Origin of the sequence: Microbacterium sp. NPDC028030 (assembly GCF_040637855.1) — a bacterium.
GTDB lineage: Bacteria > Actinomycetota > Actinomycetes > Actinomycetales > Microbacteriaceae > Microbacterium.
The window spans coordinates 370,735-388,460 of the sequence record NZ_JBEZXF010000003.1; the positions used below are offsets into that span (position 1 = coordinate 370,735).

Here is a 17,726-nt window from a genome sequence, read left to right on the forward strand (position 1 = left end):
TCACCGGGACGGCGGCTGCGGAGCGGGCGGCGGCGGCGGGAACGCGGGCGGTTCACTCTGCGGCGCCACCGGCGGATGCTCCTCGAACGCAGGGACAGGCGGGACGGGGTGTCCGCCTGCCGGCCCTGCCGGAGCCTCCGGCTGCATGAACTGCGGCGCGGGCTGGGGCGGGGCGGGCTGCGGCGCCACCGGGAAGCTCGAAACCGGCGCCTGCGGGAGGGCCTGCTGCGGCGCGGTCGGATACCCCGTGTAGTACGCGTTCCAATCGGGCGAGGAGTCGGGCAGCGCGGGCAGCGGCGTGATGCCGTCGGCATAGGTCGGCCAGCTCGGCGCTCCCGCAGGAGACACGACGGCCGGAGACTTCTTCTTCGGCGCGAACAGCGCGTTCAGTAGAGGGATGAGTGTGGTGCCGACGGCGACGAGGATCGTGAGCGCGACCACGATCCGCCAGTACAACTCGCCGTAGTGGAAGGTGTGCGGGAAGGCGAGGAAGAACACCAGCATGCCGACGAGACCGGCGAGGAACGTGATCGTGACGATGAAGATCACCCGCGTGAACGTGGTGACGTGGCGCTGCGCCGCCGCCGTGAACAGACGCACATGCAGTAGCGCGAGCTGCAGGATCGCGATGACCAGCAGGAGTTGGAAGAAGCGCTCGGCTCCGAAGTAGATGCCGTCTTCGGGGAGCCAGATCTTCACGGCGCCGACGAGCAGCGCGACGATCCAGCTCACCATGCTCGCGAGCTGAAGCCAGTCGGGCCTGTTCGGCGCGAGGCCGGCCTCGAGGATCGCGATCCCCGCGAATGCCGCCAACAGCAGGATCGTGAGGAAGGCACGGCCGATCAGGCCGTCCTGGTCTCCGATGAGAACCCAGACCACGCACACGAGTGCCGCGGCGATCAGGGCGCCTATGGCGATCCAGAGCGAGCCCCGGATCAGCAGCGACATGTTCTTCTTCTCACCCTGCGGCTGCTGCGTGGTGATGTCCGGCTGGGACATGGCGATCCTCTCGTCGAGCGGCGATGCCTTCATCCTGCCACGCACGTCGCCGGATGCCGTGGCGGCCGCTCAGGATGGGGAAAGTCGATGCTCCATGAGGGACCGAGCAGAAGAAGTCAGCTCGCCTTCTTGGCGGATGCCGCGGCGAAGGCCGCGACCCTCGCCTGGGCGTCCGGGGTCTCGAGCGCAGCGCCGATGGAGCGGGCCTCCTCACTCAACTGCTCCACGAAGGAACGCTCCGGCTGCGAACGCACCAGCCGCTTCGCCTGGCCGTAGGCGTCGGCTGCTCCCGCGAGCCAGAACCGCGCGATCTCCTCGCCACGAGCGCGCACGAGGGCGGCTTCGGCTGCGGCATCCTCACCGGCGACGGCCTCTGCGACGAGACCCCACTCGACAGCCTCAGCGGCCGAGAGGAGTCGATCCTGCAGCACGAGCTGCAGCGCACGACGCTGGCCGACGGCGCGGGCGAGCTGGGCCGAGACGGAGAGGTCGGGCGTCAGACCGATGTTGGCGTACAGGCTGCCGAGCTTGGAACGCGAGCCGACCACGGCGTAGTCGCTCGAGAGCAGGATGCCGAGTCCACCGCCCGCCGTCGTGCCGTGCGCGGCCGCGACGACCGGAACCGTCGATTCGGTGAGCGAACGGATGCCGGCGTTGATCACCTCGGCGAGAGCAGTGATCTCGGTGCCGGAAGCTCCCATCGTGGTCGCCATGTCGATCACGTCGCCGCCGGCGCAGAACGCCGGACCCGAGGCATCGATGAGGATCGCCTTGACGTCGGGGCGCGAGGTCGCCTCGGCCGTCGCCTCTTTCCACGCGTGCGCGAGATCGGCGTTGAACGCGTTGAGGCGGGCGGGGCGGTTCAGCGTGAGCCGGGCCATTCCCTCTTCGACGGCGAACAGGATGGCATCACTCATGGCGTCTCCTTCGAGCACAGGTCGTGTGGGTCCAGCGTAACCGCGATCAGACGCGCTCCCAGACCTGCGCGACGAAGCTCTCCATCCGACGACGTGTGCCGTCCAGACGGAAGTCGACCTGCCCGGGTGTCCTGACCTCGTTCGGCGCGAGGGGGTGCGCCAGCCGCACGTTCTCGTGACACGAGAGATCGGCGCACATGTACGTGCCGAACGAGTCGCCTCGACGCCCCGCCTCCCCCGCGCGTCGTGCGGAGAAGAGCGCGACCTGGTTGCCCGGCTGCATCGTGTGGCAGATGTTGCACATGCCCGTGCGGATGCGACTCGGCTCCGTGGCCCTGAGCACGATGCCGACCACGTCGTCCTCGTGGGGGATCAGCACGTAGCCGCGGCGGCTGGCGGAGGGATCCTGCCAGGCGAAGAAGTCGAGGTAGTCCCAGTCGAGGAGCAGGAAGTCGTGCGGCATCTCCATGATCCGCAGCTCGTCGGCATCCGCGTTGACGAAAGATGCCCTGACGTCGGCTTCGGTGAGCGGTCGCATCGGTCCAGTCTATGAACTCGTGCCCACCGCGGGCGCGTCTGCCGTCGCATCGCGGTCGCGGATCAGGACTCCGAACCCGAACGCGATGAAGAACATCAGCACGCCGTACACGGCCGCGGGAAGGCTCAGCTCCACCGAGCCGAGCACGGACTGCGCGATGACGATCGCCAGGGTGGCGTTGTGGATCCCGATCTCGAAGGACGTGGCGACGGCCTGCCGCTTCCCCACCCGCAGCATCCGCGGGACGAGGAAGCCGATCGCGAGGCTGATCAGGCAGAAGAGCACAGTGATGAGGGCGAGCTGCGTGAAGTTCGCGACGAGGAGCGTCCAGTTCGACGCGACGGCACCCGCGATCACGACGATCAGGATGATCACAGAGGCGATACGCACCGGCTTGTCCATGCCAGTCGCGAATCGCGGCCAGAGACGTCGCACGAGCATGCCGAGAGCGACCGGCAGCAGCACGATCGCGAAGACCTCGAGCGCCTTCGACCACTGCAGGCCGAGACGGTCATCGAACGGCTGGAAGTACGCGATCGCGAGATTGGTGATGATCGGGAGCGTGATCACCGCGATCACCGAGTTGACGGCGGTCAACGAGATGTTCAGTGCGATGTCGCCACGGAACAGGTGGCTGTACAGATTCGCGGTCGTCCCGCCCGGCGATGCGGCGAGCATCATCATGCCGACCGCGAGCACGGGCGGCAGCTGGAAGGCGAGCACGAGCCCGAAGCAGATGGCCGGCAGCAGCACGAGCTGGCAGAGGAGAGCGATGATCACCGCCTTCGGCTGCTTCAGCACCCTCGCGAAGTCGGCGAGAGTGAGGCTGAGTCCCAAGCCGAGCATGATGATGCCCAGCGCGACGGGGAGTCCGATGGTGGTCAACGCTGATCCCATGGGACTCAGTGTGACGGATGGAGGGCCTCGGTGTCACCTGGTGTCGCGAAGAAGACTCCGCGGGGGCACCGCGAGGGACTGAGGCGACGCGTCGCCGTAGGCTCGACAGTATGAGAAGAGGTATCGCGATCGGAGTGGTCGTGACCGCGCTGGTGCTGACCGGTTGTTCGCAAGGGAGTGGTTCGACGCGCGAAGACCGATTCGGCGACGGCTGGTCGACGGGGCAGGTGCCGCTTCCATCCCCGTCCTACACCTCGTCGCCGGGTGCCGTCGTCGCCCCGATCCACAAGGCGGTGGGAGAGACTTTCTCCGTCGAGTCAGCGAGCGGGACTTTGGCGCAGTTCAGCGTGACGGCGATCACGCTCGACGTCGCCTGCGAGGTGTCTGACGCGCACGGGCGGCCGACCGACGGCCGGCTCGTGCGGATCGACCTCGACGGCGCCGCGACGGCTGCACTCCGCCAGCCACTGGCATTCGGCGAGAACGCGTGGTCTGCGCTTCCTGAAGGTGGGGGTGCCGCGAACCGGCACGTGTGGGCGTCCGCCGACTGCCTCCCTGACACCGAGCAGTTCCCTGCGGTCGTGCGCGGGGAAACGAATGTCGCGGGCTCGGTCGTGCTCGAGGTGCCGGATGCGCACGGCACACTCGTTCTCCAGGTCGCCCCGGGTCTCCGCTGGAGCTGGACCTACTGACGCGGCCTCAGGCCGGATCGATCATCTCGATCTGTGTGCCGAAGTCTCCCTGCGGCGTACGCAACGTCACAGACCAGGTACCGCCGGAGAACTGGATCGTGAAGACGTTCTCCGTCAGCGAGGGGGCCGCAGGTGGGGTGAAGTTCAGGACGGTCGCCGACGGCCACGTGTACGTCCACGTCGGCGGCAGCCCGCCGCCGAGAATCGTCCCGGTCCCGGAGACCAGACGGTACTCGAGAACGATCGTGCCCGGTGCGATCGGCAGGGCGTCGGCGGGGAACGTCACGTTGATGTTGGACTGCGTCCCGGCGGGGAGTTGAACAGCGGCGGCAGCGACGCTGAACCCGGTGGGCCCGGTGGGTCCTGAGGCTGCGGCCAGGGGCAGAGCCACAGTCGCAGCGACGACGGGGGCGGACCAGACGGCAGTCTTCAGAACGGAACGGCGGGTGGTTTCTGTGGGCACCTGCCTCACTCTACTGGTCACCGAAGCCCAGCCTGTGCGCCGGAATGACCGCGTGGATGCGGTCACGCGCGCTGAGCGTGGCGAGTATGCGGACCGGACATGCGTTCTCACCGTCGACGGAGGTCTTCACGGTCGATTCGCCGACCTGCAGCGTTCGTGAGTCCGCGCCCGTTCGAGGGGGAGCCGTCCCGCACCTCAGGGACCAGGGATTCGACCCATGAGTCGGGGCATGAACGAGAAAGCCCCTGACGCGGTGTGGATAACACCTAGTCAGAGGCTGTTCCGAAGTGGTGGCGAGTGAGGGATTCGAACCCCCGAATGCAGAGCAGTCTGATTTACAGTCAGATCCCTTTGGCCGCTTGGGTAACTCGCCAGAGCGCACCCGTCCGACTTCAACAGCCAACCGGGGGCACGAGTATTGATCATACCCGCCAGACGCGGTCGGATGAAATCGAACGCTCAGCTGCCGTGGATCCCCCGCCCGGAGTCGGCGAGCGACTCCGGAGTACGCAGCAGACCACCCTCGGCGCGACAGGTCGCGGCGGCGATGTCCATGGCGCGCTGGAGCAGCGCGCGCCAGTCATCGAGCAGACGTGGGGATCCTGAGACGAGCCCGGATGCGACCGCCGCGAGCGTCGCGTCGCCCGCGCCCACCGTGTCGATCACTCGCCCCGGCAGGTCCGAGATCGGAGCGGTCACGACACCGGCATCCGTCTCGAGCACCGCACCCTCTGCTCCGGCTGTCGCCAGCACCGCACCCACGTCGAGCGCGCGCAACCGCGAGCGCAAGGCGTCGAGGTCTCCGTCGTAGAGGATCGTCGCATCATCGGCACCGACCTTCACGATCTGCGCACCCGCGGCGAGGCGCTCGAACCCCCGCACGAACTCCCCACGATCGTCGAGCATCCCGGTGCGCGGGTTCGGGTCGATCGCCACCCGCGCACCGGAAAGCGCATCGGCCAGCGCGTCGACCTCGGCGGGAACATCGAAGGGGAAGCAGCTGATCACGGTCAGGCCTGCGTCGGCGATCGCCTCGCGTGCGGCATCCGAGTACCGGATGCTTCGTCGCTGCGCCGCCTCGTTGAACACGTACTCCGGCTCGCCGTTCGCGGCTCGCCGCACCACCGCCCGCGACGACCCGCGCGGCGCCTCGCTCGCGATCAGTCCGACCCCGAAGTCGGAGAGGTATTCACGGATGTGATCGCCGGCCTCATCGTCGCCCACCATCGCGATGAGCGTCACCGGCGCTCCGAGCCGACGGAGTCCGACGGCCACGTTGAGCGCCGCTCCCCCGACCAACTCGCGCACACCGGATTCGTCGTGGATCTCGTCGATCAGGGCATCGCCGATCACGACGACGGAATCAGCGGGGGAAGTCTCGTTGCTCACCCGCCGACACTATCGCGCGATCATGCCGCGCGCCGCTCCCGCCGCCACCTCGAGCGCACGGCTTCGCCTCGAGTGCACGGCCTCTCGACGCGCATAGCCCGTGCACTCGGCAGCACCCCTGTGCACTCGGCCTCCCGGCGCGGCACACCGCTTCCCGAAGCAGATCCCCGGGCGCAGCGCTACCTCGACTCGAACGCACGGCTTCGCGACGAGCGCACGGCCTCCCGACGCGCATAGCCCGTGCACTCGGCAGCACCGCGTGCACTCGGCAGCATCGCACGCACGCAAGCGAGATGCCGGGGATACCACGGACACGGAGAAGGCCCCAGGCGAAATCGCCTGGGGCCTTCCGTCACTCAGTACTCGATCAGTTGTAGGTACCGGGCGTGATGTCGTCCGTCGAGAACGCGTCGAAGTCGACGTAGCCGAAGTCGCCGTCCGCGTACGCGCCGTCGGATGCGAAGATCCGGTTCGGGTAGCGCTCGCTCTTGGCTTCCTCGGTGGCCTCGACCGTGACGTCGCGGTACTTCGAGAGTCCCGTTCCGGCGGGGATGAGCTTACCGATGATGACGTTCTCCTTGAGACCGACCAGCGGGTCGCGCTTGCCCTGCATCGCAGCCTCGGTGAGCACGCGGGTCGTCTCCTGGAAGGAGGCGGCCGACAGCCACGACTCGGTCGCGAGCGACGCCTTCGTGATACCCATCAGCTCCGGGCGACCGGACGCGGGGCGCTTGCCCTCAGCCACGGCCTCGCGGTTGATCGACTGGTAGCGCTTGAGGTCGACCATCTCACCCGGGAGCAGGGTCGTGTCGGCGTGATCGACGACGGTGACCTTGCGGAGCATCTGACGGACGATGACCTCGATGTGCTTGTCGTGGATCGGCACACCCTGCGAGCGGTACACGCCCTGGACGCCGCCGACGAGGTAACGCTGCACCTCGCGAGCACCCATGACGCGCATGATCTCCTTGGGGTCGAGCGTGCCCACCAGGATCGGCTGACCGACCGTGACGTGCTGCCCGTCCTCGACGAGAAGCGTCGCACGCTTCAGCACCGGGTAGACGACCGGCTCTTCACCGCTGTCGGGCGTGAGGATGACCTTCTTGCCCTTGTCGGTCTCGTCGATCGCGATACGGCCATCGGCCTCGGCGATCGGCGACGCGCCCTTGGGGGTACGCGCCTCGAAGAGCTCCTGCACGCGGGGAAGACCCTGCGTGATGTCATCCGCCGACGCCGAACCACCGGTGTGGAAGGTACGCATCGTCAGCTGGGTACCAGGCTCACCGATCGACTGGGCAGCGATGATGCCGACGGCCTCGCCGATGTCGACGGTCTTGCCCGTCGCCAGCGAACGGCCGTAGCACTGCGCGCAGACACCGACGGCGGAGTCGCAGGTCAGGACCGAGCGGACCTTGATGGTCTCGACACCCGCAGCGACCAGCTTGTCGATCAGCACGTCGCCCACGTCGTCACCGGCAGCGGCGAGGACCTCGCCCTTGCTGTCGACCACGTCGGAGGCCAGCGTCCGAGCGAACACCGAGTTCTCGACGTTCGCGTCGCGCACGAGCTCGCCCTGCGAGTTCGGAGCGGCGATCGGGAGCTCGAGGCCCTTCGACGTGCCGCAGTCCTCTTCGCGGATGATGACGTCCTGCGAGACATCCACCAGACGACGGGTCAGGTAACCCGAGTCGGCGGTACGCAGAGCGGTGTCGGCCAGACCCTTACGGGTACCGTGCGTCGCGATGAAGTACTCCGCCACCGACAGACCCTCGCGGTACGAGGAGATGATCGGACGCGGGATGATCTCACCCTTGGGGTTGTTCACCAGACCACGCATACCGGCGATGTTCCGGATCTGCAGCCAGTTACCACGAGCACCCGACGACACCATGCGGTTGATGGTGTTGTCCTCCGGGAAGTGCGCCTTCATCGCGGCCTGGACCTCGTCGGTCGCCTCGGTCCAGATCTTGATGAGCTCCTGGCGACGCTCGGAGTCGGTCGTCAGACCCTTCTCGTACTGCGACTGGACCTTCGCGGCCTGCTTCTCGTAGCCCGCGACGATCTCCGCCTTGTTCGGCGGGGTCAGGATGTCGCTCAGGGCGACGGTCACACCGGAGCGCGTGGCCCAGTAGAAACCGGCGTCCTTGATGCGGTCCAGCGACGCAGCCGTCTCGACCTTGGGGTATTCCTCGGCCAGCTTGTTGACGATCTGCGACAGCTTGTTCTTGTCGGCCTGCTCGCGAACGAACGGGTAGCCCTTCGGCAGGGTGTCGTTGAAGATCGCCTGACCCAGCGAGGCGTCGACGAGACCGTGACGCTCGTAGCCCTCGGGAGCTTCGCCCTCGAGGAACGTCAGACCCGGGATGCGGATGCGGATCTTCGCCTGCAGGTCGAGGGAACCCTCGTCCTTGGCCAGGATCGCCTCGCCCACCGAACCGAATGCACGGCCCTCACCGGCTGCGCCCTCCTTGACCGTGGTCAGGTGGTGCAGACCGATGATCATGTCCTGCGAAGGCAGGGTGACCGGGCGGCCGTCGGACGGCTTCAGGATGTTGTTCGAGGCGAGCATCAGCACGCGGGCCTCGGCCTGGGCCTCGACCGACAGCGGCAGGTGGACAGCCATCTGGTCACCGTCGAAGTCGGCGTTGAACGCCGCGCAGACGAGCGGGTGCAGCTGGATGGCCTTGCCCTCGACGAGCTGCGGCTCGAAGGCCTGGATGCCGAGACGGTGCAGCGTGGGTGCACGGTTCAGCAGAACCGGACGCTCACGGATGATCTCCTCGAGCACGTCCCAGACCTCGGGACGGGTGCGCTCGACGGCACGCTTGGCCGCCTTGATGTTCTGCGAGTGACCGAGGTCGATCAGGCGCTTGATGACGAACGGCTTGAAGAGCTCCAGCGCCATCTGCTTGGGCAGACCGCACTGGTGCAGCTTCAGCTGCGGGCCGACGATGATGACCGAACGACCGGAGTAGTCGACGCGCTTGCCGAGCAGGTTCTGACGGAAACGACCCTGCTTGCCCTTCAGCATGTCGCTGAGGGACTTCAGAGCACGGTTGCCGGTGCCGGTGACGGGACGACCGCGACGGCCGTTGTCGAACAGTGCGTCGACGGCCTCCTGCAGCATGCGCTTCTCGTTGTTGACGATGATCTCGGGGGCGCCGAGGTCGATCAGACGACGAAGACGGTTGTTGCGGTTGATCACGCGGCGATACAGGTCGTTCAGGTCGGAGGTCGCGAAGCGGCCACCGTCGAGCTGGACCATCGGGCGCAGCTCCGGCGGGATCACCGGGACCACGTCGAGGACCATCGCAGCCGGGCTCATACCGGTCTCGAGGAACGAGCTGACGACCTTGAGGCGCTTGATCGCACGAATCTTGCGCTGGCCCTTGCCCTCGGAGATCTGCAGACGCAGGTTCTCCGCCTCGGCGTCGAGGTCGAAGGCGGCGAGGCGACGCTGGATCGACTCGGCGCCCATGTAGGCCTCGAAGTACTGACCGAAGCGGTCCTGCAGCTCGTGGAAGACGTCGTCCTCCGGGCGGAGCGCGCCGACCTCGAGCGTGCGGAAGTCCTCCCACACGCGCTCGAGCTTGGCGATCTGCTCGTCGGCACCCTTGCGGATGAGGGACATCTCCTTCTCGGCGGCGTCCTTCACCTTCTTCTTGGCGTCGGCCTTGGCACCCTCTGCCTCGAGAGCAGCGAGCTCCTCCTCCAGCTTGGCGAGGCGCTCCGCGATCTTGGAGTCGCGGCGGTCGCCGAGCGTCTTCAGCTCGAGGCGGATGTTGTTCTCCTGCGTGCCCAGGTCGCGGTGACGAGCTTCCTCGTCGACCGAGATGACCATGTAGGCGGCGAAGTAGATGACCTTCTCGAGGTCCTTCGGCGCCATGTCGAGCAGGTAGCCGAGGCGCGACGGCACGCCCTTGAAGTACCAGATGTGGGTGACGGGAGCGGCGAGCTCGATGTGACCCATGCGCTCACGACGGACGGAGCTCTTGGTGACCTCCACGCCGCAGCGCTCGCAGACGATGCCCTTGAAGCGGACACGCTTGTACTTGCCGCAGGCGCACTCCCAGTCGCGGGACGGGCCGAAGATCTGCTCTCCGAAGAGACCGTCCTTCTCCGGCTTCAGTGTGCGGTAGTTGATGGTTTCGGGCTTCTTGACCTCGCCGTACGACCAAGCGCGGATGTGGTCCGCGGTCGCCAGGCCGATGCGAAGCTCATCGAAAGTTGTGGACTCGAGCACTAGTTCTCCTGTGTCGGAAATTCTTTTTGAGAAGTCTGCTTCGGTGTGCCCGGGAGCTGGGTCCCGGGCACACCTGCGGATTAGATCTCGTCGATCGAGGCGGCCTCGAAGCGGCTGGAGATGTTGATACCGAGTTCCTCTGCGGCGCGGAACGCCTCATCGTCGGTGTCGCGGAGGTTCACCAGCGTGCCGTCGGCCGAGAGGACCTCGACGTTCAGGCAGAGCGACTGCATCTCCTTCATGAGCACCTTGAAGGACTCGGGGATGCCGGGCTCCTGGATGTTCTCGCCCTTGACGATGGCCTCGTACACCTTGACGCGGCCGAGGATGTCGTCGGACTTGATCGTGAGGAGCTCCTGGAGCGCGTACGCGGCGCCGTAGGCCTCGAGGGCCCACACCTCCATCTCACCGAAGCGCTGTCCACCGAACTGCGCCTTACCACCGAGCGGCTGCTGGGTGATCATCGAGTACGGACCCGTGGAGCGCGCGTGGATCTTGTCGTCGACCAGGTGGTGCAGCTTCAGGATGTACATGTAGCCCACGGAGATCGGAGCCGGGAACGGCTCACCCGAGCGACCGTCGAACAGCTGCGTCTTGCCGCTCGAGTCGATCAGGCGCACGCCGTCGCGGGTCGGGGTGGTCGCGTCGAGGAGACCGGCGATCTCCTCCTCGCTCGCACCGTCGAACACCGGGGTGGCGACCTTCGTGCCGGGGGCGGCCTCGAACGCGTCCTTCGGGAGCTTCACAGCCCACTCCGGGGTGCCTTCGACCTTCCAGCCCTGCTTGGCGATCCATCCGAGGTGGGTCTCGAGGACCTGGCCGAAGTTCATTCGACCGGGGATGCCGAGCGGGTTCAGCACGATGTCGACCGGGGTGCCGTCCGACAGGAAGGGCATGTCCTCGATCGGGAGGATCTTGGCGATGACACCCTTGTTGCCGTGACGACCGGCGAGCTTGTCGCCCTCGGTGATCTTGCGCTTCTGGGCGATGTAGACCACGACGCGGCGGTTCACGCCGGAGCCGAGCTCGTCGTCGCCGTCCTCAGCGTTGAACTCCTTGACGGCGATGATCGTGCCCTGCTCGCCGTGGGGCACCTTCAGCGAGGTGTCACGGACTTCGCGGCTCTTCTCGTTGAAGATCGCGCGGAGCAGACGCTCCTCGGCCGACAGCTCGGTCTCACCCTTCGGCGTGACCTTGCCGACGAGGATGTCGCCGGGGCGGACCTCGGCACCGATGCGGATAATGCCGCGCTCGTCGAGGTCCTTCAGCAGCTCAGGGCTGACGTTGGGGAGGTCACGGGTGATCTCCTCCTTGCCGAGCTTCGTGTCGCGGGCGTCGACCTCGTACTCCTCGATGTGGATCGACGAGAGGGTGTCATCCTTGACCAGGTCCTGGCTCAGGATGATGGCGTCCTCGAAGTTGTAGCCCTCCCACGTCATGAACGCGACGAGGAGGTTCTTTCCGAGTGCCAGCTCGCCGTTCTCGGTGGCGGGGCCATCGGCGATGACCTCTCCGACCTCGACGCGCTCACCGGCGTTGACGACGACCTTCTGGTTGTACGAGGTGCCCTGGTTCGAGCGGTCGAACTTGCGCAGGTGGTACTCCTGCGTTCCGCCCTCGTCGAGCATGACGACGACGCGGTCGGCGGAGACCTCGGAGACGACACCGGGCTTCTCGGCGGTGATCACGTCACCCGCGTCGATGGCGGTGTAGCCCTCCATACCGGTTCCGACGAGCGGCGAGTCGCTGCGCAGCAGCGGCACAGCCTGACGCTGCATGTTGGCACCCATGAGGGCGCGCTGTGCGTCGTCGTGCTCGAGGAAGGGCACGAGCGAGGTCGCGACCGACACCATCTGGCGCGGCGAGACGTCGATGTAGCCGATCTCCTCGGGGACGAACAGGTCGACCTCGCCGCTGCCGCCCTTGGGGCGGGCCAGGACGTGGCTCTCGCGGAAGCGACCCTTGGCATCGAGCGGGGCGTTCGCCTGCGCGATGTTGAAGTCGACCTCTTCCGAAGCGGTCAGGTAGTCGATCTGCTCGGTCACGACACCGTCGACGACCTTGCGGTACGGGGTCTCGATGAATCCGAAGGAGTTGATGCGCGCGAACGTCGCGAGCGCACCGATCAGACCGATGTTCGGGCCTTCCGGCGTCTCGATCGGGCACATGCGGCCGTAGTGCGAGGGGTGCACGTCACGGACCTCGACGCCCGCGCGGTCACGCGAGAGACCACCGGGGCCGAGCGCGGAGAGACGACGCTTGTTCGTCAGACCCGCGAGCGGGTTGTTCTGGTCCATGAACTGCGACAGCTGCGACGTTCCGAAGAACTCCTTGATCGCGGCGACGACAGGGCGCACGTTGATCAGGGTCTGCGGCGTGATGGCCTCGATGTCCTGCGTGGTCATGCGCTCGCGGACGACGCGCTCCATGCGGGACAGACCCGTGCGGACCTGGTTCTGGATCAGCTCGCCGACCGCGCGGATGCGACGGTTGCCGAAGTTGTCGATGTCGTCGGTCGCGAGACGGATCTCGGCCTTCTTGCCGCCGCGGATACCCGTGAAGGTCTCTTCGGTGCCGGCGTGCAGACGGACGAGGTACTTGATCGTTGCCACGATGTCCTCGACGGTCAGCACCGACGAGGTCAGCGGCTGGTCGAGACCCAGCTTGTGGTTGATCTTGTAGCGGCCGACCTTCGCGAGGTCGTAGCGCTTCGGGTTGAAGTAGAAGTTGTCCAGCAGCGCGCGGGCAGCCTCGGCGGCGACCTGCTCGCCCGGACGGAGCTTGCGGTAGATGTCGCGGAGCGCATCTTCCTTGGTGACGATCGTGTCCTTCGCGAGCGTCTCCTCGATCGAGGTGTAGCCGGCGAACTCGGCGAGGATCTCCTCGCTGGTCATGCCCAGCGCCTTGAGGAAGACGGTGACCGACTGCTTGCGCTTGCGGTCGACGCGCACGCCCACCTGGTCGCGCTTGTCGATCTCGAACTCGAGCCATGCACCACGGCTCGGGATGACGCGCGCCGACACGATGTCCTTGTCGGAGGTCTTGTCGGGAGTCTTGTCGAAGTAGACACCGGGGGAACGGACGAGCTGCGACACGACGACGCGCTCGGAGCCGTTGATGATGAACGTTCCCTTGTCGGTCTGCAGCGGGAAGTCGCCCATGAAGACCGTCTGGGTCTTGATCTCACCCGTGAGGTGGTTCATGAACTCGGCCTCGACATACAGCGGAGCGGCGTAGGTCTTGCCACGCTCCTTGCACTCCTCGATCGAGTACTTCTCGGGCTCGAGGTAGGGGTTCGTGAACGAGAGCTGCATCGTCTCGCCGAGATCCTCGATCGGAGAGATCTCCTCGAAGATCTCTCCCAGACCGCTGTTCTCGTTGACGTCGGTGCGACCCGCTGCCTTGGCCTCGGCAACGCGCGCCTTCCAGGCGTCGTTGCCGACCAGCCAACCGAAGGACTCGGTCTGCAGAGCGAGAAGGTCGGGGACCGTCAGCGTGTCGGAGATCTTGGCGAACGAAAGACGGGAAGCTCCGCGTCCGTTCTTGGTGGTGGTGGATGTGGATGCGTTGCGAGCAGCAGCCAAGGGAATAACCTCCGTGAGCCCCGCAGGGCTTCTCGATTCCTTTGTCGTCAGGTGGAGTGTGCGCTCGAGAACTCAACGAAATGCCGACCACCATATGAGGGCAGGGAGAAGCGAGCGCAACTACCAACTATACGCACGATTGTGCGACATGGCAAGCGCAGTCCTTGACCAATCCCGGAAGCTGCGGTAGTGGACCGACGCACCGGGCCGGATTCCGTCCGGCCCGGTGCGTCACGACGCGATGTTGAGCTCGTTCCCCGGGATCGAGGCCAGCAGACGCCGCGTGTACGGGTCGCGCGGGTTCGTGAAGATCTCCTCCGAACTCGCCGCCTCGACCAGCCTGCCGTCCTTCATGACGCACACGTAGTCGCTGATCAGTCGCACCACCGCCAGGTCGTGCGAGATGAAGAGGTAGCTCAAGCCGTACTCGCGCTGCAGATCGCCGAGCAGCGTGAGGATCTGATCCTGCACCAGGACGTCGAGTGCCGAGACGGGCTCGTCGCACACGATCAGGTCGGGAGACAGCGCGAGTGCGCGGGCGATCGCGACGCGCTGCCGCTGACCTCCGGAGAGCTCGGACGGATACCGTCGCAGCATCGACTGCGGCAGAGCAACGTCGTCGAGCAGCTGCCGCACGCGCGTGCGTCGTTCGGCGCTGCTCCCCCTCTTGTAGAAGTCGAGCGGCTCCGCGATCAGGCGCTCGATCGTGAACATCGGGTTCAGGCTCGAGTACGGATCCTGGAAGATCGGCTGCACCTGCTGGCGGAAGTCCCTCGTCTCGGCCCGGCTCAGCGACGCGATGTCCTTGCCCTCGTAGCGGATCAGCCCGCTCGTCGGCTCGATCACCTTCAACAGCATCCGCGCCGTCGTGGTCTTGCCCGACCCGGACTCCCCCACGATCGCCACCGTCTCCCCTCGGGGGATGGCGAGCGACACGTCATCGACCGCCACGAAGTCCTCACCGCGACCACGCACCGGGTACACCTTCGTGAGGTGCTCGATCTCGACGATGTTGTCGGTGGGAGCGGCCTCGGCGTCCACACCATCCTCCGCGGTCCGCTCCTGCACCCGGAACGCCTCCGGCTGCAGACGTGCCGCAGCGACCGAGGGCGCCGCCTTCACGAGCGACTGCGTATAGGGATGCTGCGGGTTCTCCAGGATCTGCCGCGCGGCGCCCTGCTCGACGACCCTGCCGCGATGCATGACGATCACCCGCTCGGCGCGCTCGGCCGCGAGACCGAGGTCGTGGGTGATGAGCAGCACGGCCGTTCCCAGCTCCCTCGTCATCTGCCCGATCTGGTCGAGGATCGTCTGCTGCACCGTGACGTCGAGAGCGCTGGTGGGCTCATCCGCGATCAGCAGCCGCGGCTTGCACGCCAGCCCGATCGCGATGAGCGCGCGCTGGCGCATGCCGCCGGAGAACTCGTGCGGGTACTGCTTCGCACGCCGTTCCGGATCGGGAAGTCCCGCGGCTGTCAGCGCCTCCACGACCTTCGCGTTCACGTTCTGCCGGGTCGCGAGACCGTGCGCGAGCAGCGTCTCTGCGACCTGGGTGCCGATCTTCGCGACCGGGTTGAGGTTCGACATCGGGTCCTGCGGCACGAGGCCGATGTCGCGGCCGCGGATCGTGCGCAGCTCGTTCTCCGGCGCGTGCGCGATCTCCTTCCCGTCGAGACGGATGCTCCCGGAGGCGACCTTCCCCCCGCCGGCGAGCAGGCCGATGATGGCCATCGCGGTGGTCGACTTGCCCGACCCCGACTCCCCGACGATCGCGACCGTCTCCCCCGGGCGGATCTCGAGGTCCACCCCTTCGACGGCGTGCACGACACCGTCCATGGTGGCGAAGTCCACCGCGAGGCCTTCGACCGACAGTAGCGGTTCGGACGACATCTGATTCTCCTTCGTGGCGTACACGGCGCCCTCGTCGCGCGCGTTCATCGCGCCCTCGTCCGCGGATCCATCGCTTCGCGCAACGCCTCACCCAGCAGGGTGAAGCCGAGTGCGGTGACCGCGATGCAGATGCCGGGGAGGAACGCCAGCCATGGCGCGATCGCGAGCTCGGCCTGCGCGTAGGTGAGCATGCGCCCCCACTCGGCCGTCGCGGGTCCTCCGCCGCCGAGACCGAGGAACGACAGGGCCGCCGCATCGATCACTGCGGTCGCGAGCGTGAGGGTGCCCTGCACGATCACGGGACCGATGGCGTTCGGCAGCACATGCGACATGGTGATCTTCCCGCGGCCGAGCCCGAGCGTCTGCGCCGAGAGGACGTAGTCGCTCGAGCGCTGCTGCAGCATCGACGCGCGGAGCAGGCGCGCGAAGATCGGCACCTGCGACGCTCCGATCGCGATCATCACCGCGAACGGCGTCTGACCGAGGATCGCGGCGATCGACACGGCGAGCAGGAGGTTCGGCACCGAGAGGATGATGTCGACGACCCGCATGATGACGGTGTCGACCCACCCGCCGAACGTGCCGGCGAGGAGGCCGAGGATCATGCCGCCGACCAGGCCCATCGCGGTGGAGATGACGCCGATGAGGAGCGACGCCTGCGCGCCCCAGATGAGCTTCGACAGCACGTCTCCGCCGAAGCGGTCGAGGCCGAGCGGGAACTCCGGCAGCTCCCCAGGACCGGGGATGTGCGTCGGCGTGATGAACTTCGCCCCCGGCAGCGCGGTCTCCGGGTAAGGGGCCAGCCACGGTGCGAGTCCGGCGACGAGCAGGAACAGCAGCACGATGATCGCGCCGATCCAGGCCGTCGGGTTGCGACGGAGTCGGCGGAACACGTCGCGCCAGAATCCGCCCGAGCCGTTCTTGAGATCGGCCTGCGCGATCGCGACGGTGTCGATGCTGCCGCCGCTCTCGGCCGACGGCCCCTGGGCGGGTGGGAGGGCGATGCTCATGCGACCGCCTCCTTTCGGACGATGAAGAGGGACATCACTGCACCCTCACTCTCGGGTCGATGAAGCTGTAGGAGACATCGACCGCCAGGTTGATCAGCGCGTACGCGATCGCGATGAAGATGATGAATCCCTGGAGCACCGGGAAGTCCCTCGTGAAGATCGCCCTCGCGAGGAACGAGCCGATGCCCGGGAAGGCGAACACCGTCTCGGTGAGCACCGCCCCCGAGATCAGCAGTCCCGTCTGCAGACCGATCGTCGTGATGACAGGGAGCATCGCGTTGCGCAGGATGAACCGGTTGCGCAGCGTGGGCGCCCCGACCCCCTTCGCCCGGCCGGTGCGCACGTAGTCCGCGTTCTGCACCTCGAGGACGCTAGCCCTCGTGATGCGGACGATGATGGCGAGCGGGATCGTGCCGAGCGCGAGCGCAGGCAGGATCAGGTGCAGGATCGCATCCCACGCCGCGTCGAACTCGCCCGTGATGATGCCGTCCCACACGTAGAAACCGGTGGGGTGGGTCGCGTCTATCCGCGGGTCCTGGCGGCCGTCCGACGGCAGCCATCCCAGTTGCACGGCGAAGACGTACTTGAGGATGAACGCGAGGAAGAACACCGGGATCGTGATGCCGATGAGGCTCAGCACGACCGACGCGTGGTCGGTGAACTTCCCGTGACGGCGGGCGGCCCAGTATCCCAGGGGGATCCCGACGCCGACCGCGAAGATGAGGGCCATCACGCTGAGCTCCAGCGTCGCGGGGAAGCGCCGCATGAACTCCTCCACCACGGGTCGGTTCGTCTGGATGGACGTTCCGAAGTCGCCCTGCAGCAGGCGACCGATCCAGGTGAAGTACTGCTGGATGAGGGGTTCGTCGAAGCCGTACAGTTCGTTGACCCTGGCGATGGCCTCCGGTGTGGCCTTCTCGCCGAGAAGGGCGACCGCGGGGCCGCCGGGAAGAGCCCTGACCCAGGCGAACAGCAGGATGCTGAGCCCGAACAGGGTGGGGATGAGGAACAGCAGTCGCCTGCCGATGGTGCGCAGCACGAAGATCTCCGTCGATCAGAAGGTACGCCGTTCCCCGGTCCCGCCGCGAAGGAGGAACCGGGGAA

General features: G+C 66.8%; 12 protein-coding genes and 1 tRNA gene. 1 reads left to right on the forward strand and 12 read right to left on the reverse strand.

The window, feature by feature from the left end; translation table 11 throughout:
• From AB0E56_RS16260 to AB0E56_RS16275, 4 genes are all read right to left on the reverse strand, one after another.
• The gene (locus tag AB0E56_RS16260) at window positions 1-999 is read right to left on the reverse strand and encodes a hypothetical protein (protein WP_359800712.1); all 999 of its coding nucleotides are present in this window, start codon (window positions 997-999) and stop codon (window positions 1-3) included.
• A 116-nt stretch (window positions 1,000-1,115) separates the two neighbouring features.
• The gene (locus tag AB0E56_RS16265; protein ID WP_359800713.1) at window positions 1,116-1,916 is read right to left on the reverse strand and encodes an enoyl-CoA hydratase/isomerase family protein; all 801 of its coding nucleotides are present in this window, start codon (window positions 1,914-1,916) and stop codon (window positions 1,116-1,118) included.
• Window positions 1,917-1,962: 46 nt separating this feature from the next.
• Window positions 1,963-2,454, reverse strand: a complete 492-nt coding sequence (locus AB0E56_RS16270; RefSeq protein ID WP_359800715.1) for an FBP domain-containing protein — start codon at window positions 2,452-2,454, stop codon at window positions 1,963-1,965.
• A 9-nt stretch (window positions 2,455-2,463) separates the two neighbouring features.
• The gene (locus AB0E56_RS16275; protein ID WP_359800716.1) at window positions 2,464-3,351 is read right to left on the reverse strand and encodes a bile acid:sodium symporter family protein; all 888 of its coding nucleotides are present in this window, start codon (window positions 3,349-3,351) and stop codon (window positions 2,464-2,466) included.
• 110 nt (window positions 3,352-3,461) lie between these two features.
• Here AB0E56_RS16275 and AB0E56_RS16280 point away from each other — a divergent pair, with 110 nt between their 5' ends.
• On the forward strand, window positions 3,462-4,043 hold the full coding sequence (locus tag AB0E56_RS16280; RefSeq protein WP_359800719.1) for a hypothetical protein: 582 nt from the start codon (window positions 3,462-3,464) through the stop codon (window positions 4,041-4,043).
• A 7-nt stretch (window positions 4,044-4,050) separates the two neighbouring features.
• On the opposite strand, the gene AB0E56_RS16285 is transcribed toward AB0E56_RS16280, so the two are convergent.
• The 8 genes from AB0E56_RS16285 to AB0E56_RS16320 form a co-directional block, all read right to left on the reverse strand.
• Complete coding sequence (locus AB0E56_RS16285; protein WP_359800720.1) at window positions 4,051-4,506, reverse strand: hypothetical protein; 456 nt, start codon at window positions 4,504-4,506, stop codon at window positions 4,051-4,053.
• A 288-nt stretch (window positions 4,507-4,794) separates the two neighbouring features.
• Window positions 4,795-4,879 (reverse strand) — tRNA-Tyr (locus tag AB0E56_RS16290).
• Between the two features lie 86 nt (window positions 4,880-4,965).
• Complete coding sequence (locus tag AB0E56_RS16295; protein WP_359800722.1) at window positions 4,966-5,895, reverse strand: PfkB family carbohydrate kinase; 930 nt, start codon at window positions 5,893-5,895, stop codon at window positions 4,966-4,968.
• A gap of 367 nt (window positions 5,896-6,262) precedes the next feature.
• Window positions 6,263-10,138, reverse strand: coding sequence for a DNA-directed RNA polymerase subunit beta' (rpoC, locus tag AB0E56_RS16300; RefSeq protein WP_359800723.1), 3,876 nt, complete (start codon window positions 10,136-10,138; stop codon window positions 6,263-6,265).
• An 80-nt stretch (window positions 10,139-10,218) separates the two neighbouring features.
• A complete protein-coding gene (locus tag AB0E56_RS16305; RefSeq protein WP_183152029.1) occupies window positions 10,219-13,722 on the reverse strand; it encodes a DNA-directed RNA polymerase subunit beta in 3,504 nt (1,167 codons plus the stop codon).
• A gap of 231 nt (window positions 13,723-13,953) precedes the next feature.
• The gene (locus tag AB0E56_RS16310; RefSeq protein ID WP_359800725.1) at window positions 13,954-15,660 is read right to left on the reverse strand and encodes an ABC transporter ATP-binding protein; all 1,707 of its coding nucleotides are present in this window, start codon (window positions 15,658-15,660) and stop codon (window positions 13,954-13,956) included.
• Window positions 15,657-16,622: an ABC transporter permease gene (locus AB0E56_RS16315; protein ID WP_359800727.1), complete on the reverse strand. Its 966-nt coding sequence runs from the start codon at window positions 16,620-16,622 to the stop codon at window positions 15,657-15,659. Before AB0E56_RS16315 ends, AB0E56_RS16310 begins: the two co-directional genes overlap by 4 nt.
• Window positions 16,623-16,656: 34 nt before the next feature.
• Window positions 16,657-17,661: an ABC transporter permease gene (locus tag AB0E56_RS16320; RefSeq protein WP_359800729.1), complete on the reverse strand. Its 1,005-nt coding sequence runs from the start codon at window positions 17,659-17,661 to the stop codon at window positions 16,657-16,659.
• Between the last annotated feature and the right edge of the window lie 65 nt (window positions 17,662-17,726).